The organism is Rhizobium herbae, from assembly GCF_017873135.1.
Taxonomy (GTDB): Bacteria; Pseudomonadota; Alphaproteobacteria; order Rhizobiales; family Rhizobiaceae; genus Pararhizobium; species Pararhizobium herbae.
On record NZ_JAGGJV010000005.1, the window covers coordinates 85,369 to 102,579 of the forward strand.

Consider the following 17,211-nt stretch of genomic DNA (forward strand, 5'->3'; position numbering starts at 1 on the left):
TTGTTTACCGGGTGAATTGCGTAATTGCGGTTCATCCGGTAAACCTGCCTGAAAATCGGCGGATTTATCCGTCATGGGCGCAGCAATGCCGCCTTGAGATATCGATCGTGCCGGCGCTGCTGGAAGGGTTTTCATGGGAATGACGCGAGAGTTTCGAGTGTATGCCGGTCTATTCGGTATCATGGCTGGCAGCCTCGTTCTGACCGGCTGCATCGGCGGCCCGACCTACGGGACGGACAAGACCGCCGGCGAACATCTGATGGACGATCTCGGCAGTTCCGTAAGCCTGGGGGCGGCGAAGCCCAATAACGTCAAGTACCAGCCGCGTCCCGGCCTGGTGCTGCCGCCATCAAGCGAGGCGGCGCAATTGGTTCAGCCGCAGCAGAATCTCGCCACCAAGGACAATCCGCAGTGGATCGAATCGCCCGAGCAGACGCGCCAGCGCCTGCGCGAGGAAGCCGATGCCAACGCCGATAACCCGGGCTACGTTTCGCCGCTGGCCAAGGCGAGCGCCAATGGCCGCAAGTTGACGGCAAGCGAGCAGACACAGGCCTATCGCGAAGCCCGCAAGATCCAGATGGGCGCCTATGCCGACAAGCGCCGCTTCCTCAGCGACCCGCCGCTCGAATACCGCAAGCTGCCGGAAGAGGCGGCGGCGGATCTCGGCGAGCCGGAGCAGGTCAAGGAACGCCGCCGCAAGAAGGAAGCCGCGATCAAGGGCAGCGGCAAGAAATGGTACCAGATCTTCTGATAAGCCATGTTTGAGATTCGCAAGGCAACACCGGAAGACGCGGGCACGATCCTGCGCTTCATCACCGAACTGGCAATCTACGAAAAAGCCGGACACGAGGTCGAGGCGACCGTTCAGTCGGTCACCACGTCGCTGTTCGGCCCGGATTCCGTTTCGCATGCTGCAATCTGCGAGCGTGACGGTATTCCCATCGGTTTCGCCGTCTGGTTCTTCAGCTATTCGACCTGGCTGGCGCGCAACGGCCTTTATCTCGAAGACCTCTATGTTACGCCCGATCAGCGGGGAACCGGTGCGGGGCGCTTGATGCTGCGCCATCTGGCGCGGATCGCGGTGGAAAAGGGATGCGGCCGGTTCGAGTGGAGCGTGCTCGACTGGAACGAGCCGGCCATCAGGGCCTATGAGGCGATCGGCGCCGAACCGCTGTCGGAATGGACCCGCTACCGTCTGTCGGGTGAGGCCCTTGAGACCTTTGCCGCCGGCTGAGGCTTTTCGGCTCGCCGTTCAGCGTCTCCCGGCAAAGAATTCCTTGAGGATTTCGGCCGCGCTCCGGCCGGAAAGACCGGAATAGACATCCGGCGCATGGTGGCAGGTCGGCTGGCTGAAAAAGCGCACGCCGTTGTCGACGCCTCCGCCCTTCGGATCCTCGGCGCCGTAGTAAAGCCGGCGCAGGCGGGCGAAGGAAATCGCCGCCGCGCACATCGTGCAGGGCTCCAGCGTCACATAGAGATCGGCGCCGACAAGCCGCTCCGCGCCAATGGCGCGGGCAGCCTCGCGGATCGCCTCGATCTCGGCATGCGCGGTGACATCGTTGAACTCGCGCGTGCGGTTTCCGGCGCTGGCAATGACCTCGCCATTGAAGACCAGCACGGCGCCAACAGGCACTTCGCCGCGCGCCGCCGCCATCCGCGCCTCCGACAAGGCCAAATCCATGAAGCGGCTCGTTTCAGCCATCGTTGAGACCCGTGATAATTTCTCTTAACCCAAGGGCCTTGACCTGATAGGACAGCCCAAAAGGCAGGCAACACAAATGACATTCAAAGACAAGCCCCAGCGGCCTGGCGGTAAACCCGCACGGTCCGACAAGAAGCCCTATACCGGCGCGCGCAAGACCGCTGCCGCTCCTTCGGGCGATGAAAGCACCGAAATCGAGACGCCGCGCAAGCCCAGGCCGACGGCGACGGAAACCGTCGGCGCCGACGTTCCGCAGCGCATTTCCAAGATCATGGCCCGCGCAGGCGTGGCCTCGCGCCGCGATATCGAGCGCATGATCATGGAAGGCCGCGTCTCGCTCAACGGCAAGCTGCTCGACAGCCCGGTCGTCAATGCGACGCTCGCCGACCATATCGAGGTGGACGGCCAGCCGATCCGCGGCATCGAGCGCACCCGCCTCTGGCTCTATCACAAGCCATCCGGCCTGGTGACCACCAATTCCGATCCGGAAGGCCGCCCGACCGTCTTCGACAACCTGCCGGAAGACCTGCCGCGCGTTCTCTCCATCGGCCGTCTCGACATCAACACCGAAGGCCTGCTGCTGCTGACAAATGACGGCGGTCTGGCGCGCGTGCTCGAACTGCCCGCCACCGGCTGGTTGCGCCGCTACCGCGTCCGCGCCCACGGCGTTATCGATCAGGCAGCGCTCGACAAGCTGAAGGACGGCATCGCCGTCGATGGCGTGCTTTATGGCGCCATCGATGCGACGCTCGACAAGGTCCAGGGGTCCAACGTCTGGATCACCATGGGCCTGCGCGAAGGCAAGAACCGCGAAATCAAGAACGTCATGGGCGCGCTCGGTCTCGACGTGAACCGGCTGATCCGCATTTCCTACGGTCCGTTCCAGCTCGGCGAACTGCCGGAAGGCCACGCCCAGGAAATTCGCGGCCGCACGCTGCGCGACCAGCTCGGTCCGCGCCTGATCGAGGAAGCCAAGGCCAATTTCGACGCGCCGATCTTCGATGCCGCCGCGGCGGAAGAAGAAAAGCCGCAGAAAAACGAATGGGCTGCGGGTAAACCCGAAGCCCGCGAACGTGGCGCCTTCAAGGAAAAGGCCGGCGACAAGCGCGAGCGTGCCTTGTCCCGTCTCGATACCAAGCGCGATGACAGGGCGGGAGGCCGTCCGGAACGCGGTGGCCGCGATGCGCCCGAGGCGAAATTCGACGGACCGAAGCGGGAACCCGGTTTCCGCGCCCGCAAGGCCAATGTCTGGATGGCGCCCGGTGCTCGGCCTCTGCCGGAAAAGAAGCCGAAGGACGCGCAGGCTGCCGATGTCGCTGAAAAGCCCGTCCGTCGCGAGCGTCCGGAAGGCGCGCCGGCGGTCAAGCGTTATGGCAAGACCAAGGATGGTCTGCCGATGAAATCCAACCGGAAATTCGACCCGGACCGCAAGAAGGCCAGCGTCTACGATCGTCCCGATCGCGGCCCGCGCGTCATCGTCACCCGTGACGACGACGACAAGGACTGGATCCGCGCAACGGAAGAGCCGAGCCGCGACGAAGGCCGCGGTGGCGACCGCAAGCGTTCTGGCGGCGATGACCGTGGCGCCCGCAGCTTCGGCGACCGTGCGCCCCGCGGCGACCGCCCGCAGGGTGACCGTCCCCGTGGTGCCCGGCCCCAGGGAGATCGGCCGCCGCGCCGCGAAGGTGGCGACAAGCCGTTCGGCGATCGCAAGCCGCGTGCCGAAGGCGCGCGTTCATTTTCCGATCGCCCGAAAAGCGACCGTCCTGCCGGTGATCGCCCGCCAAGCGACCGGCCGCGCAAACCCTTCGGCGAGAAGTCTTTCTCGCGCGAAGACGGCGACCGCAAGCCGCGTGATTTTGGCGATCGGCCACCGCGTGGGGATCGCCCGCAGGGTGATCGTCCGCCACGTCGCGAAGGTGACCGTCCGTTCGGCGGCAAGCCCTCGGGCGACAGACCGGCAGGCGGCAAATCCTTCGGTGCGAAACCGGGCGGGGCAAAACCGTTCGGCACAAAGACCGGTGGTCCTCGCAAGCCCGGCGGTGGCAAGCCATCGGGTGGACGTCCGCCTGCCGGCGGCAAGCCGCGTGGACGCGGGAACTAAGCGCCGGTGCGGATCGTCGGCGGCGAGTTTCGCGGGCGCGGGCTGGCAACGCCCAGGTCCAACGATATCCGGCCGACAACGGACCGGACGCGCGAAAGCCTGTTCAACATCCTCAGCCATTCCTATCCGGAAGCGCTTGACGGCGCGCGCATGCTCGATCTTTTTGCCGGCACCGGCGCCGTGGGACTCGAGGCTCTGTCGCGCGGTTGCCGCCAGGCGCTGTTCGTTGAAATGGGTACCGAGGGCAGGGGGCTGCTGCGCACCAACATCGAAGCGTTCGGCCTGACGGGCCGGGCGCGCGTCTTCCGCCGCGACGCGACCGATCTCGGGCCTGCCGGCACCGTCGAACCGTTCCATTTCCTCTTCGCCGATCCGCCCTATGCCAAGGGTCTTGGCGAAAAGGCGCTTGCATCGGCGGCCAATGGCGGCTGGCTGGTGCCGGGCGCCCTTGCCATTCTCGAAGAGCGGGCCGATGTTCAGCCGGTGCTGCAGGACGGTTTCGAATTCCTCGACGACCGCCTGTTCGGCGATACGAAGATGCATTTCTACCGTTACCGCGCCGTCTGACACCGGAAAGACGCTGGGCATGACGCAAGGCCTTGAAACATTGAAAAAATCAGCCGACCCGACCGTCGCCATTGCCTTTGGCGGCGGCGGCGCGCGCGGACTTGCCCATATTCATGTGATCGAGGCGCTGAACGAACTCGGCATCCGCCCCGTCGCCATCGCCGGTTCCTCCATCGGTGCGATCATGGGCGCGGGCATGGCGGCCGGCCTCAGCGGAGCCGACATCCGCGAGCATACGCTGGCGACCGTCGGCCGGCGCAAGGAGATCGTCAACCGGCTCTGGAGCCTGCGCCCATCCAGTTTCGCCAAGGCCGTGGCAGGTGGTTTTCGCATCGGCCAGTTCAACATCGAGCGCATCCTTCCGGTTTTCCTGCCGGATTCGATCCCGAAGGACTTCGGGAGCTTGCACATCCCCTTGAAGGTGATGACCACGGATTATTACGGCCAGACCGAGCGCGTCTGCCAAAGCGGCGACCTGCATCAGGCGCTGGCTGCCTCGTCAGCCCTTCCGGCCGTCTTCATGCCGGTGCGGATCGACGGCCGCGTGATGATCGACGGCGGCATCTACAATCCGATCCCGTTCGATCATCTGACGGGGCTCGCCGACATTGTCATCGGCGTCGATGTCGTCGGTGGCCCGGATGGCGACGGCGAGACCATGCCGAGCCGGATCGACAGCCTGTTCGGCGCCAGCCAGCTGATGATGCAGTCGATCATCGCCATGAAGATGAAGGCGCATCCGCCGGATATCCTGCTGCGCCCGGAGGTCAGCCGTTTCCGGGTGATGGATTTCCTCAAGGCGCAGGAAGTGCTGACGGCGACGGCAGGCGTCAAGGATCAGTTGAAGACCGCGCTTGACGCGGCCTTCAAGGCAAGGAACCGGGGCTGAGGTAGATCAGTCCGCACCAGCCAGCACGTCGTTTGCCGGCTTGGCCTTGCTGCTGGTCGAGGCCGGCAGGATATCGTCGTCGGCTGCCAGCGCCGGTGGCGTTTCGCGCCTCGGCTTGATCAGCGGTTCCGGTTTGACCGGTTCGAAATGCAGCATGTCGCGGCCGGCACTGATGCCTTCGGCTTCCTGCACCGCCAGCCGGGCTTCGTCGCGCCTGCGGATATCGTCCATGATCGCCTGCGCCTCGCTGTCGCCGATCCCCAGCCCTTCCAATGTCTTGCGTCCGAAGACAAGCCCGGACTCGAACGTCTCGCGCAGCTCGTAGTCGACGCCGCGTGCCCTGAGCGAGAGGGTATGCAGGCGGTCATAGGCGCGTGCGTAGATCCGGGCGTTCGGATATTCCGCCTGCACCATATCGATGATCCGGTCGGTGATTTCCTGTTTCTGGGTGCAGATCGCAACGATCTTGGCACGCTCGATACCGGCCGCGCGCAGCACGTCAAGCCGCGTGCCGTCACCGAAATAGATCCGGAATCCGAAGGTCGCCGCCTGGCGGACGCGGGCGGCGGAGTGATCGATGATCGTCACGTCGCGGCCGCCGGCCAAAAGGATCTGCGAAGCAATCTGGCCGAAGCGGGAAAACCCGATCATCAGCACGTCGGCGCCGGCACCATCGAAATCCTCCTCAAGCTCCTCCGTCACTTCGTCCTGTTCCTGCATGAGGAGACCGGCGAGCGCGGATGCGGCAGGTGTCAGGGCCATCGACAGGGTAACGATGACGATCAGCAGCGACGCCCAGTCGTCTGAAAATACGCCCGCCGCGGACGCGGCCGTGAAAAGAACGAAACCGAATTCCCCACCCTGTGGCAAAAGCAGGCCGATGCGCACCGCGTCATTGTGCGGCGAGCCCGTCAGACGGCAGAGCGTGTAGATGACCACGGCCTTGATCGAAAGCAGCGAGGGTACGGCGACCAGGATCAGCAGGTAGTTGTCGATGATGACCTGAATGTTCAGCGACAGCCCGACGGCCATGAAGAACAAGGCGAGCAGCAATCCGCGGAATGGCTCGATATCGGCCTCCAGCTCATGCCGGTAGGACGATTCCGCCAGCAGCACGCCGGCAAGGAACGCGCCCATCGCCATCGACAAGCCGGCGAGCTGCATCATGGTCGCGGCGCCAAGCACAACGAGCAAGGCCGCGGCGATCATGACTTCCCGGGCGCCGGTCCGGGCGATGATCGAAAAGAGCGGGTTGAGCAGATAGCGGCCGGCAACGACCATGATCAGGATCGCGCCGACGGCGACGGAGAAGTCTTGCAGCGGCGGGCTCGTATCCTCGGGGGCCTGCAGGGCAAGCAGCGGGATCAGCGCCAGAAGCGGCACGATCGCCAGATCCTGCAGCAAAAGCACCGAAAACGCGCGTTGGCCATAGCGCGTGTTGGTGTCGCCGTTTTCGTCGAGGATCTGCAGGGCGAAGGCCGTTGACGACAGGGCCAGTCCGAAACCGGTGATGACGCTGCCGCTCCAGTCGAGCAGCCCGGCCCAGAAAGTGATTGCCGAGACGGCGGCGCCGGTCAAAAGCACCTGCGCTGTGCCGAGCCCGAAGATATCGCGCCGCATCTGCCAGAGGCGGGACGGCTTTAGCTCCAGCCCGATGACGAAGAGCAGGAAGACGACGCCGAGTTCGGCAAAGCCGAGGATCTGTTCGCCCTCGGTGATCTGGTGCAGGAGCGGGCCGATGATGACGCCGGCTGCGAGATAGCCAAGAACCGTTCCGAGGCCGAGCTTCTTGAAGATCGGGGCTGCCACGACGGCGCCGCCGAGCAGAAGCAGGGCCTGTGAGGTGAGGGCGGGTGTCGTCGACATGCGTCTGCTCTTTCTTGGCCCACGGCCGTTTCGCGGGGCTTTGGCGTCTCTGCTGGGCGGAAGTTTGCCCGGATTTCGGTATTTCATCGGGAGTGCCGATCAAGAATCAGGATATGCCCTTGATGCCCGTCCCAGTGCACAATAAATGGAGCGGGAATGAAAGGCTAAATCATGTCCGATATTATCGATTCCGGCGATCTCCAGCAAAGAGCGGCCGCGCTCATCGATCTGGCGCTGAAAGCCGGCGCCGATCAGGCCGATGCCGTTGTGGTTCGGGGGCGGTCGCGTTCCGTTTCGGTGCGCCTCGGCAAGGTCGAGGGTACGGAGGCCTCGGAAAGCGATGACTTCTCGCTCCGCGTCTTCGTTGGTCGCCGTGTCGCCAGCGTTTCGGCCAATCCGGGCTTCGACCTGAAGGTGCTGGCCGAGCGCGCCGTCGCCATGGCCAGGGCCTCCCCGGAGGATCCGTTCGCAAGCCTGGCCGATAGCGAGCGTCTGGCGAAATCCTATCCGGATCTTGAGCTTTACGACCCGACTGAAGTATCGACCGATGCCCTGGCCGCAGCCGCGCTTGAAGCAGAAGAGGCAGCGCTTGCCGTCAGCGGCGTCACCAATTCCAGCGGCGCCGGCGCATCCTCTGGTATGGGCGGCATGGTGCTCGTCACCTCGCACGGGTTTTCCGGCGCCTATATGGGCACGCGCTTCGGCCGCTCCGTCAGCGCCATTGCCGGTGAGGGCACCAAGATGGAGCGCGACTATGATTTCGACAGCCGCCTCTATTTCGACGACCTGAAATCCGCCGTCGAGATTGGCCGCACCGCCGGCGAAAAAGCGGTCGCCCGCATCGGCCCGCGCCAGGTGCCGACCCAGAAGAACGTCACCGTCATCTTCGATCCGCGCATGTCGCGCGGTTTTGCCGGACATATTGCCGGTGCGATCAACGGCGCCTCGGTTGCCCGCAAGACCAGTTTCCTGCGCGACATGATGGGCAAGCCGGTCATGAAGGCCGGCATCACAGTCACCGACGATCCGCTGGTGGTGCGCGGGTCTTCCTCGCGGCCCTTCGATGGCGAGGGCGTCACCGGGCAGAAGCTGTCGATGATCGAGGACGGGGTACTCCAGCACTGGTTCCTCTCCACGTCCACCGGCCGTGAACTGGGTTTGGAAACCAACGGACGCGGCGTGCGCGGCGGCCCCGCCGTGTCGCCCTCGGCAACCAATTTCGCGCTGGAACCCGGCGAACTCTCGCGCGAAGATCTGATCCGCAACGTCGGGACGGGTTTCTACGTCACCGAGCTGATCGGCCAGGGTGTCAACATGCTGACCGGCGAATACAGCCGGGGCGCTTCGGGATTCTGGATCGAGAACGGCGAGTTGACCTTCCCGGTCTCGGAAGTCACGATTGCCTCCAACCTCAAGCAGATGTTCTTCGCCATAACCCTTGCCGACGATATCGACCGCAAGTTCGGCGTCGCCGCACCGACGCTTGCTATCGAGGGCATGACGCTGGCGGGCAAGTAACTTGGTATAACCTGCCTGTCCGACACCGATCTTCAACGCGGCTGACGATGCCGCGGGAAATGGAACGACTGATATGAATGCCGTCCGCCCATCGCCGGAGCAATGGTCCAGCGATCTGGAATTGATCACGATGGCGGCGAAGGCTGCGGGTGAAAAGGCGCTTTCCTATTTCCGCAAGGATCCGGACGTCCAGTGGAAGAATGGCGGACGCTCGCCGGTCAGCGAGGCGGATTATGCCGCCAACGATATCCTCAAGGAAAAGCTCCTGGCGGCGCGGCCCAATTATGGCTGGCTGTCGGAAGAAACCGACGACGACGAGGCCAGGCTCGGCTGCGATACCGTCTTCGTCGTCGATCCGATTGACGGAACCCGTGCCTTCATTGCCGGCAAGGACGTCTGGTGCGTCAGTGTCGCCGTCGTGCATCTCGGCCGCCCCGTCGCCGGCGTGCTGTTTGCCCCGGCGCTTGGCGAACTGTTCCATGCGACGGAAAACGGCGATGCGCGGAAGAACGGCGAGGCGATCACCGTGAAGCCAATCGGCGCGGAGATTCTGCGGATCGCGCTTGCCGAGGAAACCGTCGGATTGCTCGAACTCGGTTACCGGGCGAGCGTGTCGCGCATCCCGCATGTGCCATCGCTTGCCTATCGGATCGCCATGATCGCCGATGGCCGGATCGATGGCACCGTCGTCAAGAAAAACTCCCATGATTGGGACCTCGCCGCCGCCGATCTGATCCTCGAACGGGCGGGCGGCGCGCTTTTCAGTCTTGACGGACAGCCGCTTTCCTACAATCGCCCCAATGTTCGCCATACGGTCCTGTGTGCTGCGGCAAAGCCCGCTTTGCCGGCGTTGATTGCCGCTTCGCAAGGGCTGGAGGGCCATTGACCTTTCCGGCTGAATGCCGCAAACCACGAGCAAAATACGTCAAGAAAATTGGAAGGTCTGATGGCTCAGAATTCGGAAGTAAAACAGCGGCTGCATCTGGTGTTCGGCGGTGAATTGACGACGCTCACCGGCGTCCAGTTCCGCGATCTGGACAAGCTCGACGTGGTCGGTATCTTCCCTGATTACGACAGTGCACTGACGGCCTGGAAGTCCAAGGCGCAGATGACCGTCGACAACGCCCATATGCGGTATTTCATCGTGCACATGCACCGGCTGCTCGATCCGGAACAGGCTTGATGCTGGGACGTTTCGGACAGGCAGGGTACGCGCCTGAACAGGCGCTCGCCGCGAACGCGGACGCTTTGCGGTTTGGTCGCTGCAGCGGAGGCCTGTCCTCATGAGTAGCATGCTTGCCCGGCTGGCGCTGTCCAGCTACCGCTGGATCGGCACGGCGCTCTATCCGCTCGTCTGGTCCTATCTGGCCGCCCGCGCTGCCAAGGGCAAGGAAGACAGCGGCCGGCGTCAGGAGCGTTATGGGCACGCCAGCGCGCCGCGACCGCAGGGGCCGCTGGTCTGGTTTCATGCCGCAAGCGTCGGCGAGACCACCGCCGTCATTCCGCTGATCCGGGAAGTGTCGCGCCGCGGTATCGCCGTCGTGCTGACCACGGGAACGAAGACGTCGGCGCGCGTTGCGGCCGAACGGCTGGATTCCAGCATCATCCACCAATATGTACCGCTCGATTTCAAACCGGCCGTCAGCCGCTTCCTCGACTATTGGGAGCCGGATCTGGCCATCATCGCGGAATCGGAGATATGGCCGATGACCATGATGGAGCTTGGTCACCGCCATATTCCCCAGGTGCTGGTGAATGGCCGCCTGTCGGACCGCACCTTCGGTCGCTGGAAGAAACGCCTCTGGCTCGCCGACGCGTTGTTTGAAAACCTGGCGCTGGTCATTGCCCAGTCCGAACTCGATGCCGATCGCTTCCGCACGCTCGGCGCGCTGCCGGTCATGGTGTCGGGCAATCTGAAGGTCGATACCGACGCGCCGCCGCATGACGGCCATGCCCTGAAGCACTATCGCCAGCAGATCCGCGACCGCAAGACCTGGGCTGCGATCTCTACCTTCGAGGGCGAGGAGAATGCCGCCGGCATCGTCCATCGCGCGCTGAAGGAGCGCACGGGTCTTCTCACCATCATCGTGCCGCGTCATCCCGAGCGCTGCGACGCGATCGAGGCGATGTTGAATTCCAAGGGACTGACGGTCGCCCGCCGCACCCGCAACGATCCGATCACGCCGGAGACGGACATCTTCCTCGGCGATACGATCGGCGAAATGGGCCTGTACCTGCGACTGACCGAGGTCGCCTTCGTCGGCCGCTCGCTGTTTGCCGAAGGCGGGCAGAACCCGCTGGAGCCGGCGATGCTCGGCTGCGCCATCCTGTCCGGCAGCAATGTCCAGAATTTCCGCGATACCTACCAGATGCTGGCCAAGAACGGCAGCGCCAAGATCATCCGCGATGTCGAGATGCTGGCCAAGGGCGTCAACTATCTGCTCGTCAACGACGAGGTGCGTCGCAAGATGATCGATGCGGGGCTCGAAACCGTGCATGAAATGCGCGGTGCACTGTCGGCGACGATCCGGGGGCTGGAACCCTATATCAATCCGCTGACCGTGAAGGCGCGGCTGCAGCCGCGCAGCGACCCCTGATCCTTTCATCTTTCTGGCAGGATGCCCGATGACGACAGATAAAATCATAGCCGGCATCCTTTTCGACAAGGACGGAACGCTGCTCGATTATGTGAAGAGCTGGGTTCCGGTGAACTATGAGATCGCCAGCATCGCAGCCGATGGCGACGCCGAACTCGCCCGGCGCCTGCTTGTGGCGGGCGGTATGGATCCGGACACCGGTCATGTCACGCCGGACAGTCTCTTGGCTGCCGGCAACACCGTGGAGATCGCCACCGGCATGGTCGCAGCCGGCGCGCCCTACACGGTTGAGGCGCTGACGGTGAAGCTCGACGGGCTGTTTTCCAATTCGGCCGAATATGCCGTGCCGGTCACCGATCTCGCAACGTTCTTTGAGGGCCTGCATGCCAAGGGCTACCGCCTCGGTGTCGCCTCCAGCGACAACGAACGCTCCATCCGCGAGACGGCAAAGCGCTTCGGTTTCGATGGTTACCTGCATTATGTCGCCGGTTATGACAGCGGCTTCGGCACCAAGCCGCAGCCCGGCATGGTGCTCGGCTTCTGCGCGGCGACGGGGCTTGAGCCGCATCAGGTCGCCGTCGTCGGCGACAACAACCACGATCTCCACATGGGCCGCAATGCCGGCGTCGGCCTGACGGTGGCCGTACTCACCGGCACCGGCTCGCCGCAGTCTCTCGCAGCTGCGTCCGATCATTGCCTCAACGACATCACCGAGCTTGAGACGGTACTGGTCTAGCGCCCGCCGACCTTCCCGTCTTACTGGAACAGCTGCAGCAGCAGCGACGGCGAATTGTTGGCGATGTTGAGCGCCTGAACGGCCAGCTGCACCTGCGACTGGATGGCTTTCAGCTTGGTCGAGGCGTCGCTCATGTCGGCATCCACCAGGCGGCCGACGCCCTTCTGGATCGTCGCCGTCAGCGTCCTGTTGAAATCGGTCTGCATGTCGATGCGCATGCTGAGCGATCCGAGCGTCGCCGCCCGGTCTGTCAGCGTCGTGTGGATATCGTCATAGCGGGTCAGAAGAAGGTCGGTCGCATAGCCGACCAGATCGTCGGGCACTTCCCCCATGTGCGAGGCGCTGAACATGTCGTCGGTCTGGGCGCCGTTGGCAAAGGCGATCTGGGTGCGGCCGTTGAAGGCCGGCAGCCATGCCGTGGTCTTGGCGGGGTCTTCATGGGCGACACCGCCCGTCAGGCCGTCGGTCTGCGGCGTATCGACAAGCCCGTTCTCCGCGGTCATGCCGCCAGTTTCGTTCTTGTAGTTGGCGGGGCCGAAGACGTTGAGGTTACTGTCGCCATAGATGTTGATGATGCCGACCTTGCCCTTCGTGTAGCTCGAAACGATGCCGCCGAAGACGATATTGGCGTCCGGAGCGCCCATCTCGATATATTTCTGCGTCTTGCCATTGCCGTCGACATAGGTTTTTTCCGTGTAGTTCAGTTTGCCCGGCGCCAGAAGGTTTCGGCCGTTGAACGACGCGGATTCCGTGGTCGAGAGGAACTGTTTTTCCAGCTCGTAGATTTCCGAGCTGACCTTGTAGCGATCGACGCCGGGTTCTTTCATGGCCATGATCTTGGCCTTGATCTCCGAGGTGATGTCGATCAGGTCTTCCATCGCCTGATAGGACACATCGACGAGGGCAGCCCCCAGTTCCAGCGCGTCGATCACGGTACTCGTCGCCTTCGTGGTGTTGCGCATGTCGGTGGCGATCGACCAATAGGCCGCATTGTCGGCCGCTTCCGAAATCCGCATGCCCGTCGTGACGACGTTCTGCATCTTGTCGTGTGTGCTGTCGTTATGGCGCAAAATCGCCAAAGCGGCGGTGGCCGCCGAGTTGAAGCTCATATTCGTCATTTTAAGGTCCGCTACAAAAAACTGGAAAACGGAAGTCACCAAATGTGGTTAACCAAGAGTGCCGCAGACTGGTTAATACTCGGTATATCTTGCGCGTTTTCGAAGGTTCCGGAACGTGTTTGCAATGGCCGCGACGGCGGCCGAGCGGATCGGTTTGCGCGCGCAAGGCTTGCAATTCCCGGCAATCTACCGTTTTGTGTCGCGGATCGAGACGGCTTTTTCCCCGGTGAAAAATGTTTCGGAGATGACAAGAAATTTGCCGCGCAGAATTTGCGAAAACCGGGAACAACCGGCCGGCGCGGGGAGGCCTGGAAGGACTGATGGTTTCTGATGCACCACCGTTCTGGTGGACCAAAGCGGATTGGCGCGCCTACGGCCTCTGGCCTTTTTCCTGGATTTACGGACGCATTTCCGGCGCGCGCATGGACCGTGCGCGGCGCGTTTCCGTGCCGGTTCCGGTTATCTGCGTCGGCAATTTCACCGTTGGCGGCGCCGGCAAGACGCCGACGGCCATTGCGCTTGCCCGTGCCGCCCGGCAGCGTGGGCTGAAGCCAGGCTTTCTCAGCCGTGGCTATGGCGGCTCGCTCGATGTCACCACGGTTGTCGATCCCGCCCATCATCGCGCCCGCGACGTCGGCGATGAGCCGCTGCTTCTGGCGCGCGAAGGTCTGGCGGTAGTCTGCCGCAAACGGGTCGAGGGCGCCCGCAGGCTGGTGGCCGAAGGGGCCGACCTCATCATCATGGATGACGGCTTCCAGAGCGCCCGCCTGACGTTCGATTTCTCCTTGCTGGTGATCGACAGCCGCAGGGGCATCGGCAACGGATTTCTCATCCCGTCCGGGCCGGTGCGCGCGCCGATCCGCCAGCAGATCAGCCACGCCTCGGCCCTGCTGAAGATCGGCAACGGCGACCGGGCGGACGCACTGATCCGCCGCGCGGCCCGCGCCGGCAAGCAGATCTACGCCGCGAATGTCGAGCATCTCGACGATGGCGGGCTGAAGGATGTGCCGGTCCTGGCCTGGGCGGGCATCGCCGATCCGGAAAAATTCTTCCGCACGGTGCGGGAAACAGGAGCCGTGATCGCGGAAACGCGCAGTTTTCCGGACCATCACCATTTTTCCGAGGACGAAATCGCCGATCTCATCGATCACGCGGCAGCCCTTGGCTACCAACTTGTGACCACGGCCAAGGACATGGTGCGGCTCGAGCCCGGGCATGGCCGTGCCGGGGAACTGCTGGAAAAGAGCACGGTGATCGAAGTGGAGGTGCGCTTCGACGATCCGAACTCGCCGGGTAAGATCATCGATGCGGCACTGAAGGCGGCACGCACACGCAACCTCGTCAGGAAGCAGCCGTAGTCAGGCAAGCCCGGAATGAGGCAAGCCCGGTTGAGCCGGGCGGGCGCCGGCTCAGGCCTTCTGGTTCGGCAGGATTCCGGCGCGTTTGTCGGCCTCGTATGAGGCTTCGGCGTCGGCATAGGGCTCCTGCCGCGCGACGCTCCAGTAGCGCAGCTCATCGACGGGAATGGCAACGCCGGTGACGGCGCAGGTGACATGCGATCCGGGCAGCACGATCTGGAAGTCGCCATCGAGATAGCGGATCTTGGCTTCCCTGTTGCTGTTCCCCTCGAACCTGTTCATCGTCCTTCGACCCCGCATCTCTGTGTCCGCTTTTCGGGACGCGTCCTGGCCGGCATCGGTGCCGATGCAATCAAGGCCTCGAGGCTCTGCGTCTCCGGACATCATCTACCGCGATCATCCTGTTGCGCGCAACAGCTTCGGCTGTCTGGCGTTTGCAATACCTTCGGTCCACGCGCGAAAGCTCGCCGTGGGTTTTCAAAGAACAAGTCGGCCGGGGCACAACGTATGCCTCAGAGTAGAGTAGTAGGTGACACACGCCGTGCCCCGTTTCAGTGTCTTTTGCCGCGCTTCTCAGGTTCTTCTACGCTTTTGCCTCTTGTGAAGGAAAAAGCCTCCAATGCCCCAGCCCGGCCGCTTATCCGCCAGGCCTTTCAATGAGGCGGGGTTTAGCCCTGGACCCTTGGACGGCAGAACCGTCCGGCGGGGTGAACCGCCCGTGGTGTGGCTACCCGGCACGCCCGGCCCGCTTTCACGAACCGGAGGAGAACCGCCTTTCACGCAGCCCCGGGGATTTCGCGCGCGTTTCGCCAAACCATCCGGGCACCGGCCCCGCCTCGCCGGCAACGCAAACCGGTGTATCCTCGGCGGAACAAGGTCATGATGGCATGGAACCAAAGGGCGGGGATGAACGGGGATGATTTTTTCAGCTCTAGCTGCGTCCGAACAGCCGCTCGATATCGGACAGCTTGATCTCGATATAGGTCGGCCGTCCGTGGTTGCACTGGCCGGAGCCGGGCGTCGCCTCCATCTGCCGGAGCAGCGCATTCATTTCTTCCGGCCGCAGCCGCCGGCCGGAGCGCACCGATCCGTGGCAGGCCATGGTCGCCGCCAGATAGTCGAGCCGGCTTGCAAGCCCGTTGGCCGTGTCCCATTCGGCAAGTTCGTCGGCCAGTTGACGCACCAGCCCGACGGCGTCCATTTCGCCGAGCATCGACGGTGTTTCGCGGATGGCGATGGCGCCGGGGCCGAAGCGCTCGATGCCGAGCCCAAGTTTTGAGAATTCGGCCGAATGGCCGATCAGCCGGTCGCAATCGTCTTCCGGCAGGTCGACGATTTCCGGAATGAGCAGCGCCTGCGCCGGGATCGGCCGCGAATTCAGGCCCTTGCGCAGCGCCTCGAACACCAGCCGCTCATGGGCGGCGTGCTGGTCGACGATGACCAGTCCATCCTCGGTCTGGGCGACGATATAGTTTTCGTGCAGCTGCGCCCGGGCAGCGCCGAGCGGATGCGGCTTGTCCGGTTGTGGACTGAAGGCCACTTCGGGCTCCGGCGTCGGCGCGCGGGCCGATGGCGTGGCCATCTCGGCAAAGGCTGCCTGCGGCCGCTCGCCGAAACCGTTTGCCGGCGAGCCGAAATCCATCGGCCTGTAGGGAGAGGTCGCGGCTGTCCAGGTCCCGTTCTGCCGCGGCGGTTCCGGTCGGAACGCCCGCATCAGCCCGCTGGCACCCGTCGTCGAGGCCCGGTCGCCATCCTGCGCCAGCGCCTGGCGGATCGCACCGATGATCAGCCCGCGCACCATGCCGGGATCACGGAAGCGAACGTCCGATTTGGCCGGATGCACGTTGACATCGACCACGTCGGGATCGACGGTCAGCGATAGAACGGCAACCGGATAACGGCCCTGCGGAATGGTTTCGGCATAGGCGGCGCGCAGGGCAGACCAGATCAGCTTGTCCTGCACCGGCCGGCCGTTGACGAAGGCATATTGCTGCAGCGAGTTGCCGCGGTTGAAGGTCGGAACGCCGGCAAAGCCTGTCAGCCGCGCGCCCTCGCGCTCGGCGTCGATCTCGATCGCATTGTCGCGGAAGTCCCGGCCGAGCACCTGGGCGATACGCGCCAGCCGGTCGTCGCCGGTCGACGGGAATTCAAGCGTCGTGCGATCGGAGCCGGACAGCACGAAACGCACGGCCGGAAAGGCGATCGCCATGCGCCGGACGACATCGGAAATGGCGGAGGCCTCGGCCCGTTCGGTCTTCATGAAATTGAGCCGCGCCGGTGTCGCAAAAAACAGGTCGCGCACCTCGACCACGGTGCCCTGGTTGACGGCGGCGGGCTTGACCGGTTGCAGCTTGCCGCCGAACACCCCAATCTCGGCGCCATGGCTCGCACCGGCCGGACGGCTGGCGATCGTCAGCCGCGCGACCGAGCCGATCGACGGCAGGGCTTCGCCGCGGAAACCGAGCGTCCGGATGTCGAGCAGATTGTCATCAAGCTTCGAGGTGCAGTGACGGCGCACCGCCAGCTCGAGATCGTCCGGACCCATGCCGGAGCCGTTGTCGACGACCCGAAGCAATGTCTTGCCGCCGCCCGCCGTGGCGATCTCGATACGGGTGGCGCCAGCGTCCAGCGCGTTCTCGATCAGTTCCTTGGCAGCGCTCGCCGGCCGTTCGATGACTTCGCCGGCGGCAATCTGGTTGATGAGGGTCTCGGAGAGCTGTTTGATGGGCATGGCCTATTGTCCGGGATTCGCAGCC

The 17,211-nt window shown here is 63.9% G+C and carries 17 protein-coding genes; 12 read left to right on the forward strand and 5 right to left on the reverse strand.

The annotated features are described in order from the left end of the window. Positions 1-133: 133 nt before the first annotated feature. Together J2Z75_RS14515 and J2Z75_RS14520 are read left to right on the forward strand one after the other, a co-directional pair. Positions 134-751, forward strand: a complete 618-nt coding sequence (locus J2Z75_RS14515) for a hypothetical protein (protein WP_209853488.1) — start codon at positions 134-136, stop codon at positions 749-751. Positions 752-757: 6 nt separating this feature from the next. Continuing rightward, a complete protein-coding gene (locus J2Z75_RS14520; protein WP_209853489.1) occupies positions 758-1,234 on the forward strand; it encodes a GNAT family N-acetyltransferase in 477 nt (158 codons plus the stop codon). Positions 1,235-1,252: 18 nt separating this feature from the next. On the opposite strand, the gene J2Z75_RS14525 is transcribed toward J2Z75_RS14520, so the two are convergent. After that, positions 1,253-1,702, reverse strand: coding sequence for a nucleoside deaminase (locus J2Z75_RS14525; protein WP_209853490.1), 450 nt, complete (start codon positions 1,700-1,702; stop codon positions 1,253-1,255). Between the two features lie 76 nt (positions 1,703-1,778). On the opposite strand from J2Z75_RS14525, the gene J2Z75_RS14530 reads away from it, so the two are divergent. Genes J2Z75_RS14530 through J2Z75_RS14540 form a run of 3 tightly spaced genes read left to right on the forward strand, consistent with a single transcriptional unit; the run spans position 1,779 to position 5,262 of the window. Beyond that, complete coding sequence (locus J2Z75_RS14530; protein ID WP_209853491.1) at positions 1,779-3,806, forward strand: pseudouridine synthase; 2,028 nt, start codon at positions 1,779-1,781, stop codon at positions 3,804-3,806. Positions 3,807-3,812: 6 nt separating this feature from the next. Then, positions 3,813-4,373: a 16S rRNA (guanine(966)-N(2))-methyltransferase RsmD gene (gene rsmD / locus J2Z75_RS14535; protein WP_209853492.1), complete on the forward strand. Its 561-nt coding sequence runs from the start codon at positions 3,813-3,815 to the stop codon at positions 4,371-4,373. Positions 4,374-4,392: 19 nt separating this feature from the next. Next, on the forward strand, positions 4,393-5,262 hold the full coding sequence (locus J2Z75_RS14540; RefSeq protein WP_209853493.1) for a patatin-like phospholipase family protein: 870 nt from the start codon (positions 4,393-4,395) through the stop codon (positions 5,260-5,262). A 6-nt stretch (positions 5,263-5,268) separates the two neighbouring features. On the opposite strand, the gene J2Z75_RS14545 is transcribed toward J2Z75_RS14540, so the two are convergent. Then, positions 5,269-7,128, reverse strand: coding sequence for a monovalent cation:proton antiporter-2 (CPA2) family protein (locus J2Z75_RS14545; protein WP_209853494.1), 1,860 nt, complete (start codon positions 7,126-7,128; stop codon positions 5,269-5,271). A 171-nt stretch (positions 7,129-7,299) separates the two neighbouring features. Here J2Z75_RS14545 and J2Z75_RS14550 point away from each other — a divergent pair, with 171 nt between their 5' ends. The 5 genes from J2Z75_RS14550 to J2Z75_RS14570 all read left to right on the forward strand — a co-directional run bounded on the left by J2Z75_RS14550 (position 7,300) and on the right by J2Z75_RS14570 (position 11,979). After that, entirely contained in the window at positions 7,300-8,646 is a 1,347-nt protein-coding gene (locus J2Z75_RS14550; RefSeq protein ID WP_209853495.1) for a TldD/PmbA family protein, read from the forward strand. Between the two features lie 73 nt (positions 8,647-8,719). After that, positions 8,720-9,532, forward strand: coding sequence for a 3'(2'),5'-bisphosphate nucleotidase CysQ (locus tag J2Z75_RS14555; protein ID WP_209853496.1), 813 nt, complete (start codon positions 8,720-8,722; stop codon positions 9,530-9,532). Positions 9,533-9,592: 60 nt separating this feature from the next. Continuing rightward, entirely contained in the window at positions 9,593-9,829 is a 237-nt protein-coding gene (locus tag J2Z75_RS14560; protein ID WP_037161704.1) for a DUF4170 domain-containing protein, read from the forward strand. Between the two features lie 100 nt (positions 9,830-9,929). Then, positions 9,930-11,243, forward strand: coding sequence for a lipid IV(A) 3-deoxy-D-manno-octulosonic acid transferase (gene waaA, locus J2Z75_RS14565; RefSeq protein ID WP_209853497.1), 1,314 nt, complete (start codon positions 9,930-9,932; stop codon positions 11,241-11,243). A 28-nt stretch (positions 11,244-11,271) separates the two neighbouring features. Further along, the gene (locus tag J2Z75_RS14570; protein ID WP_209853498.1) at positions 11,272-11,979 is read left to right on the forward strand and encodes an HAD family hydrolase; all 708 of its coding nucleotides are present in this window, start codon (positions 11,272-11,274) and stop codon (positions 11,977-11,979) included. A 20-nt stretch (positions 11,980-11,999) separates the two neighbouring features. On the opposite strand, the gene J2Z75_RS14575 is transcribed toward J2Z75_RS14570, so the two are convergent. Beyond that, positions 12,000-13,097 (reverse strand): flagellin N-terminal helical domain-containing protein, encoded by a 1,098-nt coding sequence (locus J2Z75_RS14575; RefSeq protein WP_209853499.1) that lies wholly within the window; start codon positions 13,095-13,097, stop codon positions 12,000-12,002. Between the two features lie 124 nt (positions 13,098-13,221). On the opposite strand from J2Z75_RS14575, the gene J2Z75_RS14580 reads away from it, so the two are divergent. Both J2Z75_RS14580 and lpxK read left to right on the forward strand, forming a co-directional pair. After that, positions 13,222-13,428, forward strand: coding sequence for a hypothetical protein (locus tag J2Z75_RS14580; protein WP_209853500.1), 207 nt, complete (start codon positions 13,222-13,224; stop codon positions 13,426-13,428). Then, positions 13,418-14,455, forward strand: coding sequence for a tetraacyldisaccharide 4'-kinase (gene lpxK / locus J2Z75_RS14585; protein ID WP_209853501.1), 1,038 nt, complete (start codon positions 13,418-13,420; stop codon positions 14,453-14,455). Before J2Z75_RS14580 ends, lpxK begins: the two co-directional genes overlap by 11 nt. Before the next feature lie 51 nt (positions 14,456-14,506). Here lpxK and J2Z75_RS14590 read toward each other — a convergent pair whose 3' ends face one another. Together J2Z75_RS14590 and mutL are read right to left on the reverse strand one after the other, a co-directional pair. Further along, positions 14,507-14,737 (reverse strand): DUF2093 domain-containing protein, encoded by a 231-nt coding sequence (locus J2Z75_RS14590; protein WP_209853502.1) that lies wholly within the window; start codon positions 14,735-14,737, stop codon positions 14,507-14,509. 649 nt (positions 14,738-15,386) lie between these two features. Next, positions 15,387-17,186 (reverse strand): DNA mismatch repair endonuclease MutL, encoded by a 1,800-nt coding sequence (gene mutL / locus J2Z75_RS14595; protein ID WP_209853503.1) that lies wholly within the window; start codon positions 17,184-17,186, stop codon positions 15,387-15,389. Positions 17,187-17,211 lie beyond the last annotated feature (25 nt).